The 19,963-nt window shown below is 69.5% G+C and carries 20 protein-coding genes; 7 read left to right on the top strand and 13 right to left on the bottom strand.

Annotated elements, in window-relative coordinates; all coding sequences use genetic code 11:
- Positions 1-2: 2 nt before the first annotated feature.
- Positions 3-179 (bottom strand): hypothetical protein, encoded by a 177-nt coding sequence (locus ACLQ2O_RS38605; RefSeq protein WP_425842437.1) that lies wholly within the window; start codon positions 177-179, stop codon positions 3-5.
- A gap of 219 nt (positions 180-398) precedes the next feature.
- On the opposite strand from ACLQ2O_RS38605, the gene ACLQ2O_RS38610 reads away from it, so the two are divergent.
- Positions 399-4,184 (top strand): endo-alpha-N-acetylgalactosaminidase family protein, encoded by a 3,786-nt coding sequence (locus tag ACLQ2O_RS38610; RefSeq protein WP_425842438.1) that lies wholly within the window; start codon positions 399-401, stop codon positions 4,182-4,184.
- A 67-nt stretch (positions 4,185-4,251) separates the two neighbouring features.
- On the opposite strand, the gene ACLQ2O_RS38615 is transcribed toward ACLQ2O_RS38610, so the two are convergent.
- The 7 genes from ACLQ2O_RS38615 to hppD all read right to left on the bottom strand — a co-directional run bounded on the left by ACLQ2O_RS38615 (position 4,252) and on the right by hppD (position 10,810).
- Positions 4,252-4,677, bottom strand: a complete 426-nt coding sequence (locus tag ACLQ2O_RS38615; protein WP_425842439.1) for a hypothetical protein — start codon at positions 4,675-4,677, stop codon at positions 4,252-4,254.
- Between the two features lie 83 nt (positions 4,678-4,760).
- Complete coding sequence (locus ACLQ2O_RS38620; RefSeq protein WP_425842440.1) at positions 4,761-6,029, bottom strand: ATP-binding protein; 1,269 nt, start codon at positions 6,027-6,029, stop codon at positions 4,761-4,763.
- A 37-nt stretch (positions 6,030-6,066) separates the two neighbouring features.
- Positions 6,067-6,765 (bottom strand): two-component system response regulator CseB, encoded by a 699-nt coding sequence (gene cseB, locus ACLQ2O_RS38625; protein WP_425842441.1) that lies wholly within the window; start codon positions 6,763-6,765, stop codon positions 6,067-6,069.
- Between the two features lie 6 nt (positions 6,766-6,771).
- On the bottom strand, positions 6,772-7,386 hold the full coding sequence (locus ACLQ2O_RS38630) for a hypothetical protein (protein WP_425842442.1): 615 nt from the start codon (positions 7,384-7,386) through the stop codon (positions 6,772-6,774).
- A 168-nt stretch (positions 7,387-7,554) separates the two neighbouring features.
- Entirely contained in the window at positions 7,555-8,931 is a 1,377-nt protein-coding gene (locus ACLQ2O_RS38635; RefSeq protein WP_425842443.1) for an FAD-binding oxidoreductase, read from the bottom strand.
- A 61-nt stretch (positions 8,932-8,992) separates the two neighbouring features.
- A complete protein-coding gene (locus ACLQ2O_RS38640) occupies positions 8,993-9,463 on the bottom strand; it encodes a hypothetical protein (RefSeq protein WP_425842444.1) in 471 nt (156 codons plus the stop codon).
- Between the two features lie 144 nt (positions 9,464-9,607).
- A complete protein-coding gene (gene hppD, locus ACLQ2O_RS38645) occupies positions 9,608-10,810 on the bottom strand; it encodes a 4-hydroxyphenylpyruvate dioxygenase (RefSeq protein ID WP_425842445.1) in 1,203 nt (400 codons plus the stop codon).
- A 156-nt stretch (positions 10,811-10,966) separates the two neighbouring features.
- Here hppD and ACLQ2O_RS38650 point away from each other — a divergent pair, with 156 nt between their 5' ends.
- Positions 10,967-11,440: an Lrp/AsnC family transcriptional regulator gene (locus ACLQ2O_RS38650; protein ID WP_425842446.1), complete on the top strand. Its 474-nt coding sequence runs from the start codon at positions 10,967-10,969 to the stop codon at positions 11,438-11,440.
- On the opposite strand, the gene ACLQ2O_RS38655 is transcribed toward ACLQ2O_RS38650, so the two are convergent.
- Entirely contained in the window at positions 11,437-12,081 is a 645-nt protein-coding gene (locus tag ACLQ2O_RS38655) for an IclR family transcriptional regulator (protein WP_425842447.1), read from the bottom strand. The genes ACLQ2O_RS38650 and ACLQ2O_RS38655 overlap by 4 nt on opposite strands.
- Positions 12,082-12,137: 56 nt before the next feature.
- Here ACLQ2O_RS38655 and ACLQ2O_RS38660 point away from each other — a divergent pair, with 56 nt between their 5' ends.
- A complete protein-coding gene (locus ACLQ2O_RS38660; RefSeq protein WP_425842448.1) occupies positions 12,138-12,887 on the top strand; it encodes a hypothetical protein in 750 nt (249 codons plus the stop codon).
- Between the two features lie 19 nt (positions 12,888-12,906).
- On the opposite strand, the gene ACLQ2O_RS38665 is transcribed toward ACLQ2O_RS38660, so the two are convergent.
- Complete coding sequence (locus tag ACLQ2O_RS38665; protein WP_425842449.1) at positions 12,907-14,142, bottom strand: MFS transporter; 1,236 nt, start codon at positions 14,140-14,142, stop codon at positions 12,907-12,909.
- A 90-nt stretch (positions 14,143-14,232) separates the two neighbouring features.
- Between ACLQ2O_RS38665 and ACLQ2O_RS38670 the strand changes: the two genes are divergently transcribed.
- Complete coding sequence (locus ACLQ2O_RS38670) at positions 14,233-14,421, top strand: hypothetical protein (RefSeq protein WP_425842450.1); 189 nt, start codon at positions 14,233-14,235, stop codon at positions 14,419-14,421.
- A 1-nt stretch (position 14,422) separates the two neighbouring features.
- On the opposite strand, the gene ACLQ2O_RS38675 is transcribed toward ACLQ2O_RS38670, so the two are convergent.
- Positions 14,423-15,151, bottom strand: a complete 729-nt coding sequence (locus ACLQ2O_RS38675; RefSeq protein WP_425842451.1) for an SDR family NAD(P)-dependent oxidoreductase — start codon at positions 15,149-15,151, stop codon at positions 14,423-14,425.
- Between the two features lie 286 nt (positions 15,152-15,437).
- On the opposite strand from ACLQ2O_RS38675, the gene ACLQ2O_RS38680 reads away from it, so the two are divergent.
- A complete protein-coding gene (locus ACLQ2O_RS38680) occupies positions 15,438-16,280 on the top strand; it encodes a helix-turn-helix transcriptional regulator (protein WP_425842452.1) in 843 nt (280 codons plus the stop codon).
- 61 nt (positions 16,281-16,341) lie between these two features.
- Positions 16,342-17,118: a glycoside hydrolase family 16 protein gene (locus tag ACLQ2O_RS38685; protein ID WP_425842453.1), complete on the top strand. Its 777-nt coding sequence runs from the start codon at positions 16,342-16,344 to the stop codon at positions 17,116-17,118.
- A 19-nt stretch (positions 17,119-17,137) separates the two neighbouring features.
- Here ACLQ2O_RS38685 and ACLQ2O_RS38690 read toward each other — a convergent pair whose 3' ends face one another.
- A complete protein-coding gene (locus ACLQ2O_RS38690) occupies positions 17,138-18,940 on the bottom strand; it encodes a DEAD/DEAH box helicase (RefSeq protein WP_425842454.1) in 1,803 nt (600 codons plus the stop codon).
- Positions 18,941-18,991: 51 nt separating this feature from the next.
- Entirely contained in the window at positions 18,992-19,564 is a 573-nt protein-coding gene (locus ACLQ2O_RS38695) for a Uma2 family endonuclease (RefSeq protein WP_425842455.1), read from the bottom strand.
- Between the two features lie 130 nt (positions 19,565-19,694).
- Between ACLQ2O_RS38695 and ACLQ2O_RS38700 the strand changes: the two genes are divergently transcribed.
- Positions 19,695-19,961, top strand: a complete 267-nt coding sequence (locus ACLQ2O_RS38700; RefSeq protein WP_425842456.1) for a DUF3039 domain-containing protein — start codon at positions 19,695-19,697, stop codon at positions 19,959-19,961.
- Positions 19,962-19,963: the final 2 nt, after the last annotated feature.

The raw sequence follows: 19,963 nt of genomic DNA on the forward strand, positions 1-19,963 counted from the left end.
CGTCAGCAGCAGGTCAGACAGGCGGCGATGCCCACCGGGTAAGTGTTCACCGTGCCCGGAGTCAGGCTGCACTTCTCGTCAACCTGCTTGGCATCACCGGGACCGACCAGCTCCTTGTCACGGGTCGGGTCGGACACGGGGATGACGTCGAGATCGAGATCGAACGCGGTCGGGGTCATAGCTTCTGCCTCTCGCTCGGGAACCGCCTCTGCTACGGCGGGTCGCCAGTCAAACACCGCCTGTCGCCAGATTTCAACACCTCACCACCACCGAAAGGCGCTTTTTCACTGGTTGGGTTGTGCGACCAGTTTGTTCATAGCTGTTCGTTTCTATTGACTCTTGCTCGGTCTTGCGCAGAGAATCCGAGACGACCCGCCCGTCGTCCGAGGAGTGCTCTCGTGATTCCCATCCGCCCAGCGGCCGCCACCGCCGCTCTCGCGCTGACCGCCGCCCTGCTCGCGGCGCCGTCGACCGGAGCCGCGGCCCCCACCCCGCCCGGCCTCCTGACGCTGAGCTCCCCCGAGCTGACCGTCACCGTCGCCGCCGACTTCCCCCGCGTCGTCCAGTACGCCGACAACGCCTCCGGCCGGATCCTCGGCGGTCAGCCGGACGCGATCTCGACCGTCACGATCAACGGCACCGCCCGGACCGCGCACCTCGAGAGCGCGCCCACCGTCGAGGGCACCAAGGCCGTCTACCACCTCGCCTTCGACGCCCTCCCAGGCGTCGAGCTGGACGCGAGCCTCGCGCTCACCGGCCGCGTCACCACGTTCGCGATCGACGCCGTCCGCGACACCGAGGCCAGTCGCGTCGGCACGATCGACATCCCCGACCACGACCTCGTCTCGGTCTCGAGCACCGAAGCGAAAGCGACCACCGCGTTCACCACGCTCGACCCCGACTCCACCCGCACCGCCGACAAGATCACGCCGGTCACCGCCACCACCCCGGCGGAGGCCGCGCCGACCGGCGCGGCGTACGCGTTCGTCAGCACCAGCGGGCTGGCCGCCGGGATCGAGTCCAACTCGACGTACGACAAGCCGGCCGGTCAGTCCGTCGACGACGGCGCCCGGTTCTGGCACCGCGCCCGCAAGGCCGCCGACGGCAGCACGCGCGTCGGCGTGTGGAGCGGGCAGTGGACCTACCGCGCCGACACCTCGCCGTACACGGAGCCCTTGCCCTGGGCAAAGATCGTCGTCACCCCGGACGCCAACAAGGACAAGACCGTCGACTGGCAGGACGGCGCGCTCGCGTTCCGCGCGATCATGACCGAGCCGAAGGGCGGCGAGCAGGTCAAGGACCGGGTGATCACGCACATCCCGTTCAACTTCGCCAGCCAGGCCACGCACCCGTTCCTGCGCACGCTCGACGACGTGAAGCGGATCTCGCTGGCCACCGACGGCCTCGGGCAGCTCGCGCTGCTCAAGGGCTACGGCTCGGAGGGCCACGACTCGGCGCACCCGGACTACGGCGGCAACTACAACCTCCGCGCCGGCGGTCTGACCGACCTCAACACGCTGCTCAAGAAGGGCAAGGGCTGGAACGCCGCGTTCGGCGTCCACGTCAACGCGACCGAGTCCTACCCGGAGGCCAACGCGTTCAGCGAGGACCTGGTCGACAAGTCGAGCAAGGGCTGGAACTGGCTCAACCAGAGCTACTACATCAAGCAGCGGCCGGACCTGGCCACCGGCGACATCGTGAAGCGGTTCCAGCAGCTCCGCGACGAGACCGACCAGAATTTGCAGCAGCTCTACATCGACGTCTACTACCAGTCCGGCTGGCTGGCCGACGGCCTGACCCGGCAGCTCGCCGACCAGGGCTGGCAGATCGCGACCGAGTGGGCCGACCGGCACGAGCGCACCTCGCTGTGGTCGCACTGGGCCAACGACCTGGACTACGGCGATGCCACCAACAAGGGCCTGAACAGCCAGATCATCCGGTTCGTCCGCAACCACGAAAAGGACGTCTGGAACGCCGACCCGATCCTGGGCCAGAGCTCGCTGGTCGAGTTCGAGGGCTGGACCGGTGAGACCGACTGGAACAAGTTCTACGCCAACGTCTGGCAGAAGAACCTGCCGGCCAAGTTCCTGCAGCAGCAGAAGATCACCGACTGGAACGCTGGTGACATCCGGTTCACCGGTGGTGTCCGCGGCGCGGTCGAGAACGGCAAGCGGACCGTGTACGCCGGTGACGCCAAGGTCCTCGACGGCGACAAGTACCTGCTCCCCTGGGACGGCAGCAAAAAGCTCTACCACTACAATCCCGAGGGCGGTCTGACCGCCTGGCGCGTCCCGGCCCAGCTGGCCAAGGCGACCAAGTTCACCGTTTACAAGCTGACCGACACCGGTCGCGTGAAGGTCACCACGGCCCCGGTCCGCAAGGGCGTCGTGACCCTCGATGCCGTCGCCGGCCAGCCGTACGTCCTGTACCCCGACAAGGCGCCGTCGCAGGCGGCAGCCAACTGGGGTGAAGGCACCCACCTCAAGGACCCCGGCTTCAACGCCGGCGACCTGAAGGCGTGGAGCCCGACCGGCTACGCCAAGATCGATGCGCTCAGCAACGGCCAGCACGTCGCCGTCCTCGGCCCGGAGCCGACCGCGGTCAAGCAGCGCATCACCGGCCTGACCCGCGGCAAGACCTACAGCGCCTCGGCCTGGATCGAGGTCGAACCCGGCAAGTCACGTCGTACGACGATCAGCGCGGGCGGGGTCAGCAACACCATCACCCGTTCGACCGCGAAGAACCAGGTCGCTTCGGACGACAAGAGCGGCGCCTACTACCAGCGGGCCCGCGTCGTCTTCGATGCCAAGGGCAACAGCACCGACCTGACCGTCGCCGCGGCGGCCGGATCGGCACGCGTCCGGCTCGACGACGTCCGGGTCGTGGAGACCCAACGGCCGGCGGCCGGGCTGGTGGACGACTTCGAGAACGTCGACCAGGGCTGGGGCCCGTTCGTGAAGGGCGACTCCGGCGGTACGACGGACCCGCGCACAAGCCTGGCCCGCAAGCACGCGCCGTACACGCAGGCCGGCTGGAACGGCAAGCTCGTCGACGACGTGCTGGACGGTGACTGGTCGCTCAAGTCGCACGAGGAGAACGAGGGCGTGGTCTACCGGACGACGCCGGCGACGGTGCCGTTCACGCCGGGCCACAAGTACAAGGTGAGCTTCGACTACGAGAACGGCCAGGCCGGGCACTACGCCTGGGTGCAGGGCGTCGACCGGCCGGCCACCGTCGAGGTACCAGTTTCGATTGAGGTGAAGGCCACTCCGATCGGCGCACAGCGGACCAAGGCGACGTTCGACCAGGAGTTCGTGGCCGGCTGTGGCGGCGACTACTGGGTCGGTCTGCGCAAGCTGTCGGCCGGCGGCGACCAGGCGGACTTCGTGATGGACAACTTCGCCGTCACCGATCTCGGCAAGTCGTCCGAAGCCGCCGATTGCACCTCGCTGGCGCTGACCGGCGTCAACGGCCTCGTCTCCGGCGAAGCCAACAACGTCACCGCGACCTTCACCAACAACGACACGGTCGCGGCGTCGAACATCACCCTGGGCGTCACGGCCCCGGCAGGGTGGACAGTCGAGGCAACGACCCCGGCGACCCACGCATCGGTTGCCGCAGGCACCAGTGTCACCACGGTCTTCGCGGTCACCCCACCCGCCGGTACGCCGGAAGGCAAGTACCCGCTGACCGCGACCGGCGGCCGCGCGACCACCGCGGCGGAAGCGACCCTGCTGCCGCCGGGCGTCGTCCCGCAGTCCCGGATCAAGATCACCGAGGTCTCCAGCGAGGACCCCGGGACCGACGGCCCGGCGAGCGCCGCGCTCGACGGCAACCCGAGCACGCTGTGGCACACCGCGTGGTCGGAGGTCCCGACCCCGGCGACGTACCCGCACCACCTCACGCTCGACCTCGGGTCGTCGTACGCGGTGAACGGGTTCGGCTACCTGCCCCGGCAGACCGGTACCAACGGGATGTTCAAGGGCTACGAGCTGTACGTCAGCACCGACGGGCAGAACTGGGGCTCACCGGTGAAGACCGGTGAGTTCCCCAACTCGACGGCGGTCCAGCGGCTCGAGTTCCCCGCGGTGACCGGCCGCTACGTGAAGTTCGTCGGCACCAGCTCGCTGAACGGCGCGGTGTTCGGCTCGGCCGCCGAGCTGAACGTGTACGGCACCCGCTAGCACGACCACAGCGGCGCCACTCCCGTCCCCCGGGGAGTGGCGCCGCTGTGCATGACTCAGCTACGGCTCACTTGGTGACGTTGACGCTCACCGCGGCGCTGGCGGCCTTGGCGGTGACGACGCGGAACTTGTTCACGCCGACGCGGCCGCTCTGTACCCAGACCGAGTAGGTGGCCTTCGAGGTCACCTTGGTGGTGGCCGGGAAGTTGACCCACTTGCCGTTCTCCAGCCGCTGCACCTGGACCGCCGTGTTCGCCGCGATGCCGGTGGTCTTGCCGGTGAAGGCGACCTTCGCCCAGGCCTTCGCGGTGGTCTTGTCGGACTTGATGCTGATCGTCGGCGCGGCGGCGACGCTGGACGAGACCTGGGCGCTGTGGCCGGCGGTCGTGGCGGCGTTGGCCTGAACGGTGCCGAGGGCAACGGCTCCACCGGCGACGGTGAGGCCCGCGATCACGGCGACGGAACGACGGACGAGCTGTGAACGAACGCGCATGATGTTCTGATTTCCCCTCGTAATGAACGGATTCTGGTGAACCCGACGTGAGAGGAGACGCTGCCCCGCGACCAGAAGTTGTGTTAAGAATCCGTCTCAGGTGTCGGCGGCAGCACCAGCCGCGCCAACGCGCCACCGGTCGGAGCGGCCCCGAAGGTCAGCTCGGCCCCGAGCACCTTGGCGTGCCCGGCCGCGATCGTCAGGCCCAGTCCGTGCCCGGCGCCGCGCTCGGCCATCCCGGACCGGAAGCGTCGGGGGCCCTCGGCAATCAGTTCCTCCGGGTACCCGGTGCCGTGGTCGACGACCTCGACGGTCCGGCCCTGCACGGTCACCTCGATCGGCGGCCGGCCGTGCCGCAGGCCGTTGACGATCAGGTTGGCCAGGATCCGCTCGACCCGGCGCGAGTCGGTCGACACCGTCGCGTCCGGCCCGGTCTGCCGTACGACGACGCTGTCCGGCGCGATCGCCTGCTGCATCCGCAACCGGCCGACCGCCGACGCGACGAACGCGCCGAGGCCGATGTGCTCCAGGTCGGCCTGCTCGACCCCGGAGTCGAACCGCGCGATCTCCAGTAGGTCCTCGACCAGGCCGCGCAGCACCTTGGCCCGGTCGCGGACCAGTTCGCTCGGTCGGCTCGGCGGCAGCAGCTCGGCCGCCGTGAGCAGGCCGGTGACCGGCGTCCGAAGGTCGTGCGCGACGTCCGCGGTGAACCGCCGCTCCGCCTCCAGCTGTCCGCGCAGGGAGCTGGCCATCGAGTCGATCGCCGTGGCGAGCGCGTGCACCTCGTCCTTGTTCCGGCTGGTGACCTTGCCGTCGCGTTTGCTGATCGTCTCGACCGCCGAGGCGTCCAGCTCACCGCCGGCGATCCTGCGCGCCGTACCGGCCACGGCGACGATCCGTCGCGACAGGCTACCGGCCGCGACGACGCTGACCAGCGCGACCATCGCGACCGTGCCGATGCCGCCGATGATCAGCGCGCGCCGGAGCGCGCGCATCGAGGCGTCCTCGTTGTCGTAGTCCTGCTCGATCGACAGGACCTTGCCGCCCTTGACGTTGACCGCGGCCCACATCTTCGGGTTCGGCGAACCGGTCTTGAACGTCGCCCGCTTGCCCTGACGCACCGCTTCGAGCAGCTGGTCGGGGACGGCGGGATCGTCCAGCTGGGAGCCGAGCACCTCGACCTCGTTGAGGTTGTAGGTGTCCGCGGCCGCCTTGATCCGCTCGTCGGCCAGCCCCCGGGTCCGGTCCAGCCGCGACGACTCGGCCTGCGTGTAGACCGCGACGCAGAGCACGAGGATCGCCAGCGAGGAGACCAGCAGGAAGATCAGGCCGAGCTTGCTCCGCAGCCCCACGGGTGTCCTCCGTCCTTCAGGTCAGGTGCGGAGGATGTTACGCGCGAAGCTTGTACCCGAACCCGCGGACGGTCTCGATGCGGTCGGCGCCGATCTTGGTGCGCAGCCGCTGCAGGTGGACGTCGACCAGCCGGCCGTCGCCGCCCCACTCGTAGTCCCAGACCCGCTGCAGCAGCGTGCTGCGGCTGAGCACCACGCCCGGGTTGTTAGCGAACTCGATCAGCAGCTTGAGCTCGGTCGGCGTCAGCTGGACGGTGCTGCCGCCCCGGCGTACCTCCAGAGCCTCGCGGTCCAGCTCCAGGTCACCGAACGACTCGATGCCGGCGCCGCTCGCCGGGCTCGGCCGCTCCGGGTCCGACACCGCGCGCCGCATCACCGCGCGCAGCCGGGCCACCAGGACCTGCGTGTCGAACGGCTTGGTCACGTAGTCGTCGGCCCCGGCCTCCAGGCCCAGTACGACGTCCAGCGCGTCCCCGCGGGCCGACACCATCACGATCGGGACCAGGCTGGTCTCCCGGATCCGGCGGCACACGGAGATGCCGTCCAGACCGGGCAGCATGATGTCCAGCATCACGGCGTCGGGGTGGATCTTCTCGAAGCTCTCGATCGCCTCCAGGCCGTCCTCGGCCGTGGTGACGTCGTAGCCGTGCCGCTCGAGGGTCAACTGGGTCGCCTCACGGATCACCGCGTCGTCCTCGACCATCAGGATGCGCGCTGCCGGTTCTTCCGGTACCACTGAAGTTCAGTCTCCCTTTTGGTCCTGCGAGCTCACCAAGATCATCTGCTGACCTCTCCAACGGTAGACCTGGATCCGGGTTACCGATGGGCAGCAAACTTTGTCGGCCGCGTCGAAGACTCCCGACTCCACGACCAGGTCGCCGCCACGGCTGGCACTGATCTTCGTCTGGGTGGCCTGCAAACCCCAAATCCGGCGCGGGCCGGTCGGCTCGGCGGCCATCAGCACGGCGCCGTAGTTGAAGCTCGGCTCGCCGACGTGGATGTAGACCACGAGCTGCGGGTACTTCGAGCCGGTGACGTTCAGTGTCTTGCCGCGGGTCATGCACCGCTCGACCACGACGCAGGTCTTCAGGATGTCGCGGAAGAAGACCTCGAGCTTCTTGTCCGCCAGCAGCTTCAGCCGGACCTGGGCGAGGCTGACCGTGACGGCCGGCGTCTTGCGCGGGTCCGGCGTCTCCTGCGGGCCGAACCCCTTGGTCTCCTTGACCGACGGCGCGGTCGGGGTGCTGGGGGCGGGCTCAGCGCCCTCGACCCGCAGGCCGCTGCCGTTCGCACAGCCCGCGGCGAGCGTCAGGGCGACCACAGCCAGCGCTGCCGGCAGCATCTGCCTAGCTCGCATGGGTCGTCGCCTCCTGATGTGCCTCACGAACAGTCTCTTGCCCCCGTGTCCCGGTGATTCGGACAACTAACTTCCATAGTGCGGCCCCGACGTCACAACCGGTGGCCACAATCGTCCAGTGGCCTCGGCAGTTCCGTTGCGGTTGAATCACAAAAGGTGGAACAACTCTCAGCTCATGACCACCTTGCCCGGATTCAGCAAGTTCTCCGGGTCGAGCGCGGACTTGATCGCGCGGTGCACCGAGAGCGCCACCGGACCGATCTCCTGCGCCAGCCAGTCACGCTTCAGCACTCCGACGCCGTGCTCCCCGGTGATCGTTCCGCCGAGCTCCAGACCGATCTCCATGATCTTGTCGAAGGCGACCTGGGCCCGCCGGGCCTGCTCGGGGTCGGTCGCGTCGAACACCACGGTCGGGTGCATGTTGCCGTCGCCGGCATGGCCCAGGACGCCGACAGTGATGCCCAGGTCGGCGGCGACCTTCTCGGTCGCACCGATGAAGTCGGCCAGCCGGGACCGCGGCACGCAGACGTCGTCGATCATCGTCGTCCCGAGCTCGTCGAGCGCGAGCAGCGCGGCCCGGCGGGCCTCCAGCAGCAGCTCGCCCTCGGCCTCGTCGTCGGCCTCGATGCACTCGATCGCGCCGTACTCGCGGCAGAGCTTGGCCACCGTCGCGATGTCGGCCGCGCCCGCGGCGCCGCCCGCGTCGGACTGCGCGATCAGCATCGCGGCGGCGTCCTCCGGCAGGTCCATCCGCTTGTAGGCGTTGACCGCCCGGATCGTCGTGCGGTCCATGATCTCCAGCAGGCTCAGCGAGACGCCGGACCGGATGATCTCGACGATCGCCTCCCCGGCCGCGACGCCGGTGCCGAACAGCGCCGCCATCGTCCGCGGCTTGGCCGCCTGCGGCCGCAGCGACAGGGTCGCCTCGGTGATGATGCCGAGCGTTCCCTCGCTGCCCACGATCAGCTTGGTCAGGTCGTACCCGGCCACGCCCTTGACCGTCTGGCGGCCGGTCCGCAGGATCTCGCCGTTCGCGAGCACGACCTCGAGCGCGAGCACGTAGTCCGTGGTCACGCCGTACTTCACGCAGCACAGGCCGCCGGAGTTGGTCGACAGGTTGCCGCCGATCGAGCAGAACTCCCAGCTGGACGGGTCCGGCGGGTAGAACAGCCCCTGCTCGGCGACCGCCCGCGACAGCACGGCGTTGAACACACCGGGCTGCGTCACGACGTACCGGTCGACGGGCTCGATCCGGAGGATCTGGTCCATCTTCTCCAGCGAGACGACGATGCAGCCGTCCAGCGCGTTCGCCGCGCCGGACAGCCCGGACCGCGCGCCCTGCGGAACCACGGGCACGCCGAACTCGGCCGCGGCGCGCACCGCGGCCTGGACGTGCGCGGTCTCCCGGGCCAGGACGACAGCCGCCGGTATCCCGGCCGGGCAGAACATCGCCCGGTCGTACCGGTAACTCTCCATCCGGTCCGGATCGACGACCAACGCCTCTGCAGGCAGGACCTGACGCAACCGCTCGACGACCTCACTCATGGCTTCGAGCCTAATAGGCACTCGGTACCAGGGCAGCTTGTCGCCGGGCGGTTGTGTCGTGTCAGCGCGTGCGCGCGGTCCGGTTCTCCGAGATCCGGCTCCAGCCGCCGCCGAAGTTGTGGAACTCGCGGGCGATCGCCGTGAACGTCGTGCTGGTGTCCCGCGACTTCACCTTCGGAGTCCGGCAGGTGCGCTGCCCGGCGACCACCGCGCCGGTACCGCCGCCGCTGTCGCACGACAGCGTCCGGCCGTTGTTGGACCCGCCGGTCTGCACCAGGTACGCGCTGGTCATCGCGTACTGCGGCAGCTTCGCGTCCATCACGACCTCGGCCCAGTACTGCGAGCAGTTGTCCCGCATCAGCTTGATGTCGCCCCAGCCGGGCGGTTTGTTGTCGCGAAAGATCTGCGCTGACGAGATCGGTCTGGCACCCGGGCAGTTGGCCTCTTCGACGGCCTGAGCTGGTGAGGCCAGAGCGATTGCGCCCGCTCCGGCCAGGCCCGCGGTGCTGAGCAGAATGCCCAGTGTCTTCATCGGAAACCCTTCCTGGACGTGCGCCCCGACGCCCGTCCACTGGGCAGCGTACGCGAACCGCCCCTGACCTGACAGTCAATCCGGTAATCGGACATTTCACTGCCGGTGTCAGGGGCGGTACCCAGCGTGTCGGTGACGGCTGCCTTACAGGTTGCCGCGGCGCTCCTGCTCGCGCTCGATCGCCTCGAACAGCGCCTTGAAGTTGCCCTTGCCGAAACCGAGCGAGCCGTGCCGCTCGATCAGCTCGTAGAACACCGTCGGCCGGTCGCCGAGCGGCTTCATGAAGATCTGCAGCAGGTAGCCGTCCTCGTCGCGGTCGACCAGGATCTTGCGCGACTGCAGCTCGTCGATCGGGACCCGCACGTGCCCGATCCGCTCCCGCAGCTCCGGGTCCTCGTAGTACGAGTCCGGCGTGGCCAGGAACTCGACACCGTTCGCCCGCATGATGTCGACCGTGCGCAGGATGTCGTTGGTGGCCAGGGCGATGTGCTGCGCGCCGGCGCCGTCGTAGAACTCCAGGAACTCGTCGATCTGCGACTTCTTCTTCGCGATCGCCGGCTCGTTCAGCGGGAACTTGACCCGGTGGTTGCCGTTGGCCACCACCTTGGACATCAGCGCGGAGTAGTCGGTGGCGATGTCGTCGCCGACGAACTCCGCCATGTTCACGAAGCCCATCACCTTGTTGTAGAACGTCACCCACTCGTCCATCCGGCCGAGCTCGACGTTGCCGACCACGTGGTCGATGGCCTGGAACAGCCGCTTCGGGTGTCCCTCCGGCCGCCGCACCTGGGTCTCGGCCGCGACGAAGCCGGGCAGGTACGGGCCGTCGTACCGGCTGCGGTCGATCAGCGTGTGCCGCGTGTCGCCGTACGCCGCGATCGCCGCGCGGCGGACCGTGCCGTGCTCGTCGGAGACGTCGTGCGGCTCCTCGAGCACGGTCGCACCCTGCTCGCGCGCGTGCTTGACGCACTTGTCCACGTCCGGCACCTCGAGCGCGATGTCGGAGACGCCGTCGCCGTGCTTGCGGTGGTGGTCGTTGAGCGGGCTGTCCGGCGTGACGCCGCCGGTGATCACGAAGCGGCCCGACCCGGCCTTCAGCACGAAGGCCTTGTGGTCCTTGGTGCCGTGCTCGGGGCCGGAGTACGCGACCAGGTCCATCCCGAAGGCGAGCTGGTAGTACTTCGCGGTCTGGGTGGCGTTGCCGACCACGAAGACGACGGCGTCCATCGCGGTCACCGGGAACGGGTCGCTGCTCTCGTCGTACGGGACGAGGCCGACGAGCTGCTTGAGCTGGTCCAGGTCCAGGTCGGCGTCGAGCTCGGCGGGGGTGAGGTCGGTGCTGGTCATCGCGGGTCCTCCCGGTCGGTGGCTAGCTTGACCGCGAGCCTCGCTGGTGGCAGACAGGTTGCGCAACAGTTCTTCTTTTTGCTGGACAGTCTGTGCAGTATTCTCAGGTCGTTATTGGACTATTCGGTCACCCTGACCACTGCTTGGAGGCTTGGCATGTCGGTCGACGCGCTGGACGCCCGGATCCTCGACCTGTTCGCCGCGGAGCCGCGCGTCGGCGTGCTGGAGGCGTCGCGCCGGCTCGGGGTCGCGCGCGGCACGATCCAGGCCCGGCTCGACCGGCTGCAGCGCGACGGGGTCGTCCGCGGCTGGGGGCCGGACGTCGACACGGCCGCGATCGGCTACCCCGTCACCGCCTTCGCCACGCTCCAGATCGAGCAGGGCTCGGGGCACACGACGGTCGCCGCAGCGCTGGCCGCCATCCCGGAGGTTCTGGAGGTCCACACGATCACCGGCGCCGAGGACCTGTGGTGCCGCATCGTCGCCCGGTCGAACGCGGACCTGCAGCGGGTGATCGACCAGGTCGTCATCGTGCACGGCATCCAGCGCGCGTCGACGGTGATCGCTTTGGCCGAGCAGATTCCCCATCGGGTGCTGCCACTTCTCCGCGCGGCGACCTCGAAAGGTTAAGCGAGGCGCTTGGCGACCTCGACCGCGGCCCGAGCCACCCGCGGCCCGACGAAGTCCCGGTCGAGCTTCCCGAGCACCACCACACCGATGCTCGCCTCGACCCCCGGCACACCGAGCACCGGGCTCGACACCCCCTGCGCGCCCGCCTGCAGCTCACCCGCGGTGATCACGAACGGCCGTCCGGCAGGATCCGGCTTACGCCGCCCCGCCAGGATCGCCTTGCCCGCCGCGCCCTGGTCGAGCGCGTGCCGCGAGCCCATCCGGTACGACACGTGGAAGTCGGTCCAGCTCGGCTCGATCACCGCGATCGCGAGCGCCTCCTCACCGTCGGCGACGGTCAGGTGCGCCGTCGCGCCGGTGTCCTCGGCGAGCGACCGCAGGACGGGCAGCGCCGCGTCCCGCAGCGTCGGCTGGACCCGCCGGCTGTAGTGCAGCACCGCGAGACCGAGCCGGGCCCGGCCCTCGCTGTCACGCCGTACCAGCCGGTGCAGCTCGAGCGTGTTGACCAGTCGGTAGACGACCGTCCGGCTGACCCCCAGCGACCCGGCCAGCTCGGTGATCGACAACCCGTCCGGGGCGTCCGCCAGCAACTCGAGGACCGTCAGCCCCCGATCGAGCGTCTGGGACGTCTCTGCCGGCACAGCCGAAGCGTATCCCGCTTTTCGGGCGCGAACCGATGGCGCCGTATCTTGCTGCCGTGCGAAATTACTGGTCACTCCTCCCGGCCATCGCCATCGCGGTCGTCCTGGTCCTGCTGTACGCCGTACCGACGCTGATCAACCCGCAGTGGACGACGACCGTGCTCGGGTTGTTCAAGCAGCACCCCGAGGACGCCGACCCGGCCGGCCGCCGGATGACGCCGAAGCGGATCCAGTCGCGCCGGATGCTGGCCGGGCTGCTCGTCGTGGTCGCGCTCGCGCTGGTCGGGTTCAACATCTCGCTCAACCGCGAGGCGAACGGCTGCTACCAGGCGGCCGTCGTCTGGGGCGCGACCGACGCCGCGCAGGCCGGCAACCAGAAGCGGACCAGCGACGACCCGTGCATCACCATGATCTACGGCACGTTCATCGGCGACGGCTCCGGCGAGGTCCTCGAGGACAAGCAGCAGCCGGTCGCGGCGTACCAGCTGATGGGTGACAAGAAGCCGAAGTACCTGAAGTGGGTCCAGAACGCTCCGAAGTACGACGAGGGCGACCTGCTGATCGGGATCGCGGCCGACTGCGCGCTGGACCTGAAGGTCGACCAGGGCAAGGACAAGGTCACCGCCGTGATCGACCGGGCCCAGCCGTGCCCGCCCGACGACGAGATCTCGCTGACCCCGATCAAGCTGAAGGAACCGCTCGGCGACCGCAAGCTGGTCACCGTCGGCGGCAAGGAGCTGCAACAGATCAACCCGGAGATGGACTCCTGGCCGACGGTGCTGAAGGAGCTCGTCACCGGGGGCTGACCGGCTTCGCGGCTGAGGCTCAGCGCAGCGCGCGGACCTCGGCGTCGTACTCGCGGAACGGGCGGTTGCGGGCGAGCAGGATCAGCAGCCCGACGATGCACACGCAGGCGCCGCCGGCGAGCGCGATCGTCGGGGTGGTCAGGTCGGCCGTCGTACCGGCCACGAAGTCGCCGAGCCGGGGCCCGCCGGCGACGACCACGATGAACACTCCTTGCAGGCGCCCGCGCATCGCGTCCGGGGCCGCCGACTGCAGGACCGTGTTCCGGTACGCCGAGCTGACCATGTCGGCCATCCCCGACATCGCCAGCAACGCGACCCCGAGCCAGATCGTGCGGGCGAACCCGAACAGCCCGACCGCCGCCGCGTACGCCGTGATCGCGACCACGATCGCGATCCCCTGCCGCCGCACCCGGCTGACCCAGCCGGAGAACAGCACGCCCAGCAACGCCCCGATCGCCGGGGCCGCCTGGAGCAGGCCGACCGTCTTCACCCCGCCGGCGAAGAACGAGCCCGCGACCGCCGGGAACAGCGCCCGCGGCTGCGCGAACACCATCGCGAGGATGTCGGCCAGGAACGTCGCCAGCAGCGCGGGCGCCGCCCGGAGGAAGGTGAACCCTTCGAGCACCGAGCGGATCCCGGCCCGGCGGACCTCGCCGGTCGGCGGCACCGGCGGCAGCCGGAACAGCGCGTAGAGCGCGGCCGTGAACGTGATCACGTCGACCAGGTACGCCGCACCGAAGCCGTGCCAGGCGATCACCGTCGCCCCGAGCAACGGGCCCGCCGTGAAGCCGAGGTTGAACGCCGCCTGGCTCAGCGTGTTGGCCGCCGGCAGCAGCTCGGGGCGGATCAGCCGCGGAATGATCGCCGACCGCGCCGGATTGTTCACCGCGAAACAGGCCGACTGCACCGCGACCACGGCGTACAGGACCCCGACCTGCTCCCACTCCAGCACCGACTGCAGGACGAGCACCATCGAGAGCAGCCACAACCCGGCCGAGCTCACCAGGGCCAGCGTGCGCCGGTCGATCGCGTCCGCCATCGCGCCGCCGTACAGGCCGAAGACGATCAGTGGCACCAGCGCGGACAACCCCACCAGGCCGACCGCGAACGTCGACCCGGTCAGCGCGTAGACCTGGATCGAGACCGTCACCGCGGTCATCTGCTGCCCGAGCTGCGAGACCGTCGACCCGATCCACAACCGCCGGAACTCCGGCGACTCCTTGAGCGGTCGGACATCGGTCAGCAGACGAGGCACAGAGGTAACCTATGTCACCCGATGACGTCCCTTACGACAGACTCCGTCCGTCGTGGGCACCGAACGCCGAGTGGCTGCGTCTACTCCCGTATGACGAACCAGCCGCAAGCGCCGACCCTGACCTGCCCGTTGTGCAGCTGCCCGCAGTTCCAGCAGGAGGAGGCGCGCAGCGACTCCCGGTGGGGCTTCACGTCCCACCGGATGACGCTGCTGGTCTGCCAGAACTGCCGGTACGTGCTGCACTTCTACGACAAGAACTCGATCTTCGACTTCGACTGAGTCACCAGGGCAGGCGGCCCTCCTCGGCGTGCAGCTCGCCGGTGTGGGCGTCGGCGGGAAGCGTTGCCAGCCGTACGGCGACCGCCGCGCCCTCGGCGGGCGTCCTCGGGGCGTCCCAGCCGCCCATGTCCGTGGCGCAGTTGCCGGGGTCGGCGGCGTTGACCAGGATGCCGGTCGCCCGCAGCTCGTTGGCGAGCATGACGGTCACCATGTTGACCGCCGCCTTCGACGCGTTGTAGCCGGTGGTGAGCACCGTCGACATCGGCGACCCGGGGTCGCCGACGCGCTCGAGGGACGACAGCTCGGTCGACAGGTTCACGATCCGCGCCGCCCCGGCCTTCCGCAGCAGCGGCAGCATCGCCTGCGTCGTCGCCACCAGCCCGAGCACGTTCGTCTCGAAGCTCGCCCGCAACGTCTCGACCGGCACCGCACTCACCGCCGCGTCCCCGTCCGCGATGATCGCCGCGTTGTTCACCAGTACGTCGAGCCGCCCGTACGTCCGCTCGATCCACCCCGCGGCCTCCTGCGCCGAGCGCTCGTCGGTCGCCTCCACCCGCACCGCCGCCGCCTCGACACCGTCCGCCGCAAGCTCCTTCACCACCGCCTCGGCCCGACCGAGGTCACGCCCGCCTACCACCACGGTCCACCCCAGCGCCCCGGACTGCCGAGCGATCTCCCGCCCGATCCCCTTCGTCGCCCCGGTCACCAACACGATCTTCTGCTGAGTCATGTCCCCAACCCTCAGGCGCAAGTTCGCCCCGCGGCAGAGTCGGTGAGTCCAGGGACCCTCGCTCCTCCCCGCGCGGCCCTCCCCGCGCGACCGTCCCCGCGCGGCCGTCCCTGCGCCGCCCTCCCCAGACGGCCCTCCCCCGGCCCTCGCCGCGCCGCCCTCCCCGCGCGGACCGCCCTCCCCGCGCGGACCTCCCGGCCCTCGCCGCGCGGCCCTCCGTTGTACGGGCCTACCCAGGGATCCGGCGTCCCTGGCTGGTTCTTCGGCGACCTGGGATTCTGGAGTGGTGGACAGAGCCCAGCTCGCAGACTTCCTCCGGATCCGGCGCGAACGACTCCGCCCGGAGGACGCCAGCCTGCCCGCCGGTCTGCGCCGCCGTACGCCGGGACTGCGCCGCGAGGAGGTCGCCTCGCTCGCGACCATGTCGACCGACTACTACACCCGCCTCGAACAGGCCCGAGGCCCACGCCCGTCCCGACCGGTCCTCACCGGCCTGGCCCGCGCGCTCCAGCTCTCCACCGCCGAGCGTGACCACCTCTTCCGCCTCGCCGGCGAGCAGCCCGGCCCACCGACGGGACCACCGACGGACGTCCGCACCGGCGTACTCCGGATGCTCGCCCGCCTGGACGTCCCGGGCCTGATCCTCGACGCCAAGTACGACGTACTGGCGTGGAACCCGCTCGCCGCCGCGCTCATCACCGACTTCTCCGCGATCCCCACCCGCGACCGCAACCTGCTCCGCCTGCGGTTCCTCGACGGCACCACCCAGAGCGACCTGTTCGGCGACGAACAGACCGCCGAGTTCGCCCGCGAGGCCGCCGCCGACCTCCGCGCCGCGACCGGTAAGTACCCCGACGACAAGTCGATCAGCACGCTCGTCGACGACCTGCGCACCGGCAGCGAGGAGTTCGCCCGCATCTGGGCCCTGCACGAGGTCGGCACCCAGCAGACGATGTGCCAAACCCTCCACCACCCCGTCGTCGGCCGCATCGACGTCATCTGCGAGGTCCTCGTCATCCCGGAACGCGACCAGCGCGTCGTCCTCTACACAGCAGACCCCGGCTCCCCCTCCGACCAGTCCCTCCGCCTGCTGGAGGTCGTCGGCACCCAGTCCCTCCTACCGGGTTGACAACCCACCTCCCCTCAAGCGACCGTTTGATCCGTCAATAACTGACGGAAGGTGTTGCTTGATGCGTAAATTACTAACGGCCGCGGTCGCCCTCACCCTGGCAGCCGGCGCCGCCACCGCTCTCGGCCCCAGCGCCTCCGCCGACCAGCCGACCGCCGCGCCTCCTGGCAAGCTGGTCTTCTCCGACGACTTCGACGGCACCGCGATCGACCGCTCCCGCTGGTCCATCCACTCCAACGCCGAGGCCGACCGCTGCCTCGGCAACAAGAACAACCAGCAACTCGAGTGGCACACCTGGGACGCGCTCTCGGTCGCCAACGGCGTGCTCACGATCACCGCCCGCCGCAACAACCCCGAGCCCGGCTACGAGTGGTCCAGCGGCCTCATCACCACCGCCCAGGCCTGCGGCCACGAACCCGCCGACTCCTTCACCGTCCACCCCGGTGACTACATCGAGACCCGCCTCAAGCTCCCCGCCGCCCAAGGCTTCTGGCCCTCCACCTGGACCTGGAACGGCAACGGCTCGAACGAGCAGGACACCTACGAGTTCTACAGCGACAACCACCGCAACCTGTACCTCACCAACCACCAGTCCGGCGGCGGCAGCTGCACCTACGAGTCACCCACCGACCTCACCACCACCTGGCACACCATCGCCCAGCAACTGGGCCCGGACGAGACCACCTGGTACCTCGACGGCCAAAAGATCTGCACCCAAGGCCCGTACGACGGCCAAGGCGACGCCCTGATCCTCGACATGTTCGTCTACGCCGCCATCCCACCCAAGGTCGACGAGGAGTCGATGCAGATCGACCACGTCCGCGTCTACCGCCCCTGACCCCCCACCCCAGCCGAGGTCACGCTCGGCGTTGGGTGGCCCAGTCTCTGATCAGTTCAATGCGTTCTTTGAGCTCGGTCGACGAGGCGTGGGCCGCGGCGGGGCCGCCCAGTTTGCGGCGGAGATCGTTGTGGATGACGCCGTGCGGCTGGCCGGTGCGGTGGTGCCAGGCGGCGACCAGGCCGTTGAGCTCTCGGCGCAGGAGGGCGACCTGTTCGTGGGTGGCCAGCTCGGTGGGGGCCGGGCCGGCGGACGCGCCCGACGTACCGCGTTGGGAGCGTTTCTGCTGAGCGATCGACTTCGCCTGGCGCTTGTTGAGGAGCTCGCGGACCTGGTCGGGCTCGAGCAGGCCGGGGAGGCCCAAAAAGTCCATCTCCTCGTCGGAGGCGAACTCGCCGCCGGTGCCGTAGTCGCCGCCGTCGAAGACGACGCGGTCGAAACTGGCGTCGGAGCCGAGCGCCTCGAACTTCGCGTCGAGGTCGTCGCTGGCGCCTTCGGCCTGGTTGGCCTGCTTGATCAGGTCGTCCTCGAGGGCGAAGATGTCGCCGTCCTCGTTGCTGTTCTTGCGGCCGAGGACGTGGTCGCGCTCGACCTCCATCTCGGCGGCGAAGCCGAGCAGCCGGGTCACCGACGGGACGAACACCGACGCGGTCTCGCCGCGCTTGCGGGCCCGGACGAACCGGCCGACCGCCTGCGCGAAGAACAGCGGCGTCGACGTCGGCGTCGCGTAGACCCCGACCGCCAGCCGCGGCACGTCGACGCCTTCACTGACCATCCGGACCGCGACCATCCACCGCGACTCGTCGCCGGTGAACTTCGCGATCTTCTTGCTCGCCGCCTTCTCGTCGGACAGTACGACGGTCGGCGCCTCGCCGGTCAGCTCACGCAGCACCTTGGCGTAGGCACGCGCCGTGTTCTGGTCACCGGAGATCACCAGCCCACCCGCGTCCGGCATGTGCCGCCGGACCTCGGTCAGCCGCTTGTCCGCGGCGGCCAGCACGGCGGGCATCCACTCGCCGGTCGGGTCGAGCGCGGTCCGCAGCGCCTGCGCGGTCAGGTCCTTGGTCAGCGGCTCGCCCAGGCGCGCCGCGACCTCGTCGCCGGCCTTGGTCCGCCAGCGCATCTCACCGGAGTACGACATGAAGATCACCGGGCGGACGACGTGGTCGCGCAGGGCGTGCCCGTACCCGTAGGTGTAGTCGGCCTTGCTCCGCGCCGCGCCGTCGTGCCCGTACTCGTAGGTGACGAACGGGATCGGGTTGTCGTCGCTGCGGAACGGCGTTCCGGTCAGCGCGAGCCGCCGGGTCGCGGGCTCGAAGGCCTCCTTGACCCCGTCGCCCCAGCTGAGCGCGTCACCGCCGTGGTGCACCTCGTCGAGGATCACCAGCGTGCGGAACCGCTCGGTCCGGACGCGGAAGGCCAGCGGGTTCACCGCGACCCCGGCGTACGTCACCGCGACGCCCTGGAAGTCCTTGTTGGTCCGGCCCTTGCCACCGGCGAAGGCCGGGTCGATCGCGATCCCGGCCCGGTCGGCCGCCTCGGCCCACTGGATCTTCAGGTGCTCGGTCGGGGTCACCACCGTGATCCGGTCGATCACCCGCCGCTGCAGCAGCTCGGCGGCGACGGTCAGCGCGAACGTCGTCTTACCGGCGCCCGGTGTCGCGACCGCGAGGAAGTCCCGCGGCTGCTTGTCCAGGTACTGCTGCAGTGCCTCCGCCTGCCAGGCGCGCAGCTTGCTGGCGGTGCCCCAGGCTGCCCGGTCCGGGTAGGCCGGAGGGAGCACGGCTGGTGGTGCTGGCACGTGCGAATCCACGGACGGCATACTCCCCCGATACTCGACTGTCGGCCGTGCAGGAACGTTACCCGAGAACACTCAGACAATCAGATCGGCGGGCACCACCTCGACGTCGTACGGGCTGGTCAGCCGCGCGATCTCGTCACCAGAGACCTTCGCGACCTGCGCATATGCCCCGTCCCGCATCTCCCAGACGACGAGACTCGGCGTGTCGGTGTCGACCACCCAGTAGGACGGGCAGCCCGCGGCCTCGTACCGCGAGAACTTGAGCATGGTGTCGATCCGGCGGGTGCTCGGCGACAACACCTCGACGGCGAGCAACGGAGCCTTGGGCAGGTCGCGCTCGGTGAAGTCCGCCCGTGGCGCGACGAGGATGTCGGGCTGCATCACGGTGTCGTCCGAGATCGCGACGTCGAACGGAGCGGTCAGAACGCACAGCTCCGGTGGGCAGACGTCCATGAGTCTGTAGAGGAGTTTGCCCACCGCGAGTTGATGCCGCCATGACGGCGCCGGGGTCATGATCAGAACTCCGTCGACGAGCTCGTACCGATGCCCGTCATTCGGTATCAGATCCAGGTCCGCCCTGGTCAGCGCCCGGAACGGCGCCCAGGGCAGGGACTGGTCGGTCTCGATGGGTTCCACGCTTGTCATCGTGCCTCCTTGTTGTGGTCACACCAAGAACATGCCGCGATCTGCCCCGGCTCCGGCGGTTGTCCACAGGCCGGTTTCGTTGTGGATCAGTTACGGCGGCCGCTGGGCCGATCCGCCTACACTCGATGCCATGAGTACTCAGTTGAGCCCGGGTGCGGAGACCGTTGTCGACGAGCGCACGCAGCCGTCGCTGGACAACGGGGACCACGAGCGGTTCTCCCACTACGTGCCCAGGGACAAGCTCACCGAGGCGATGGTGATGGGCACGCCCGTCGTCGCGCTCTGCGGCAAGGTCTGGGTGCCCAGCCGGGACCCGCAGAAGTTTCCGGTCTGCCCGGAGTGCAAGGAGATCTGGGACTCGCTGAACCCCGGCGACGACGACAAGGACGACGAGTAGCC

Source organism: Kribbella sp. DT2 (genome assembly GCF_049844575.1).
Lineage (GTDB): Bacteria > Actinomycetota > Actinomycetes > Propionibacteriales > Kribbellaceae > Kribbella.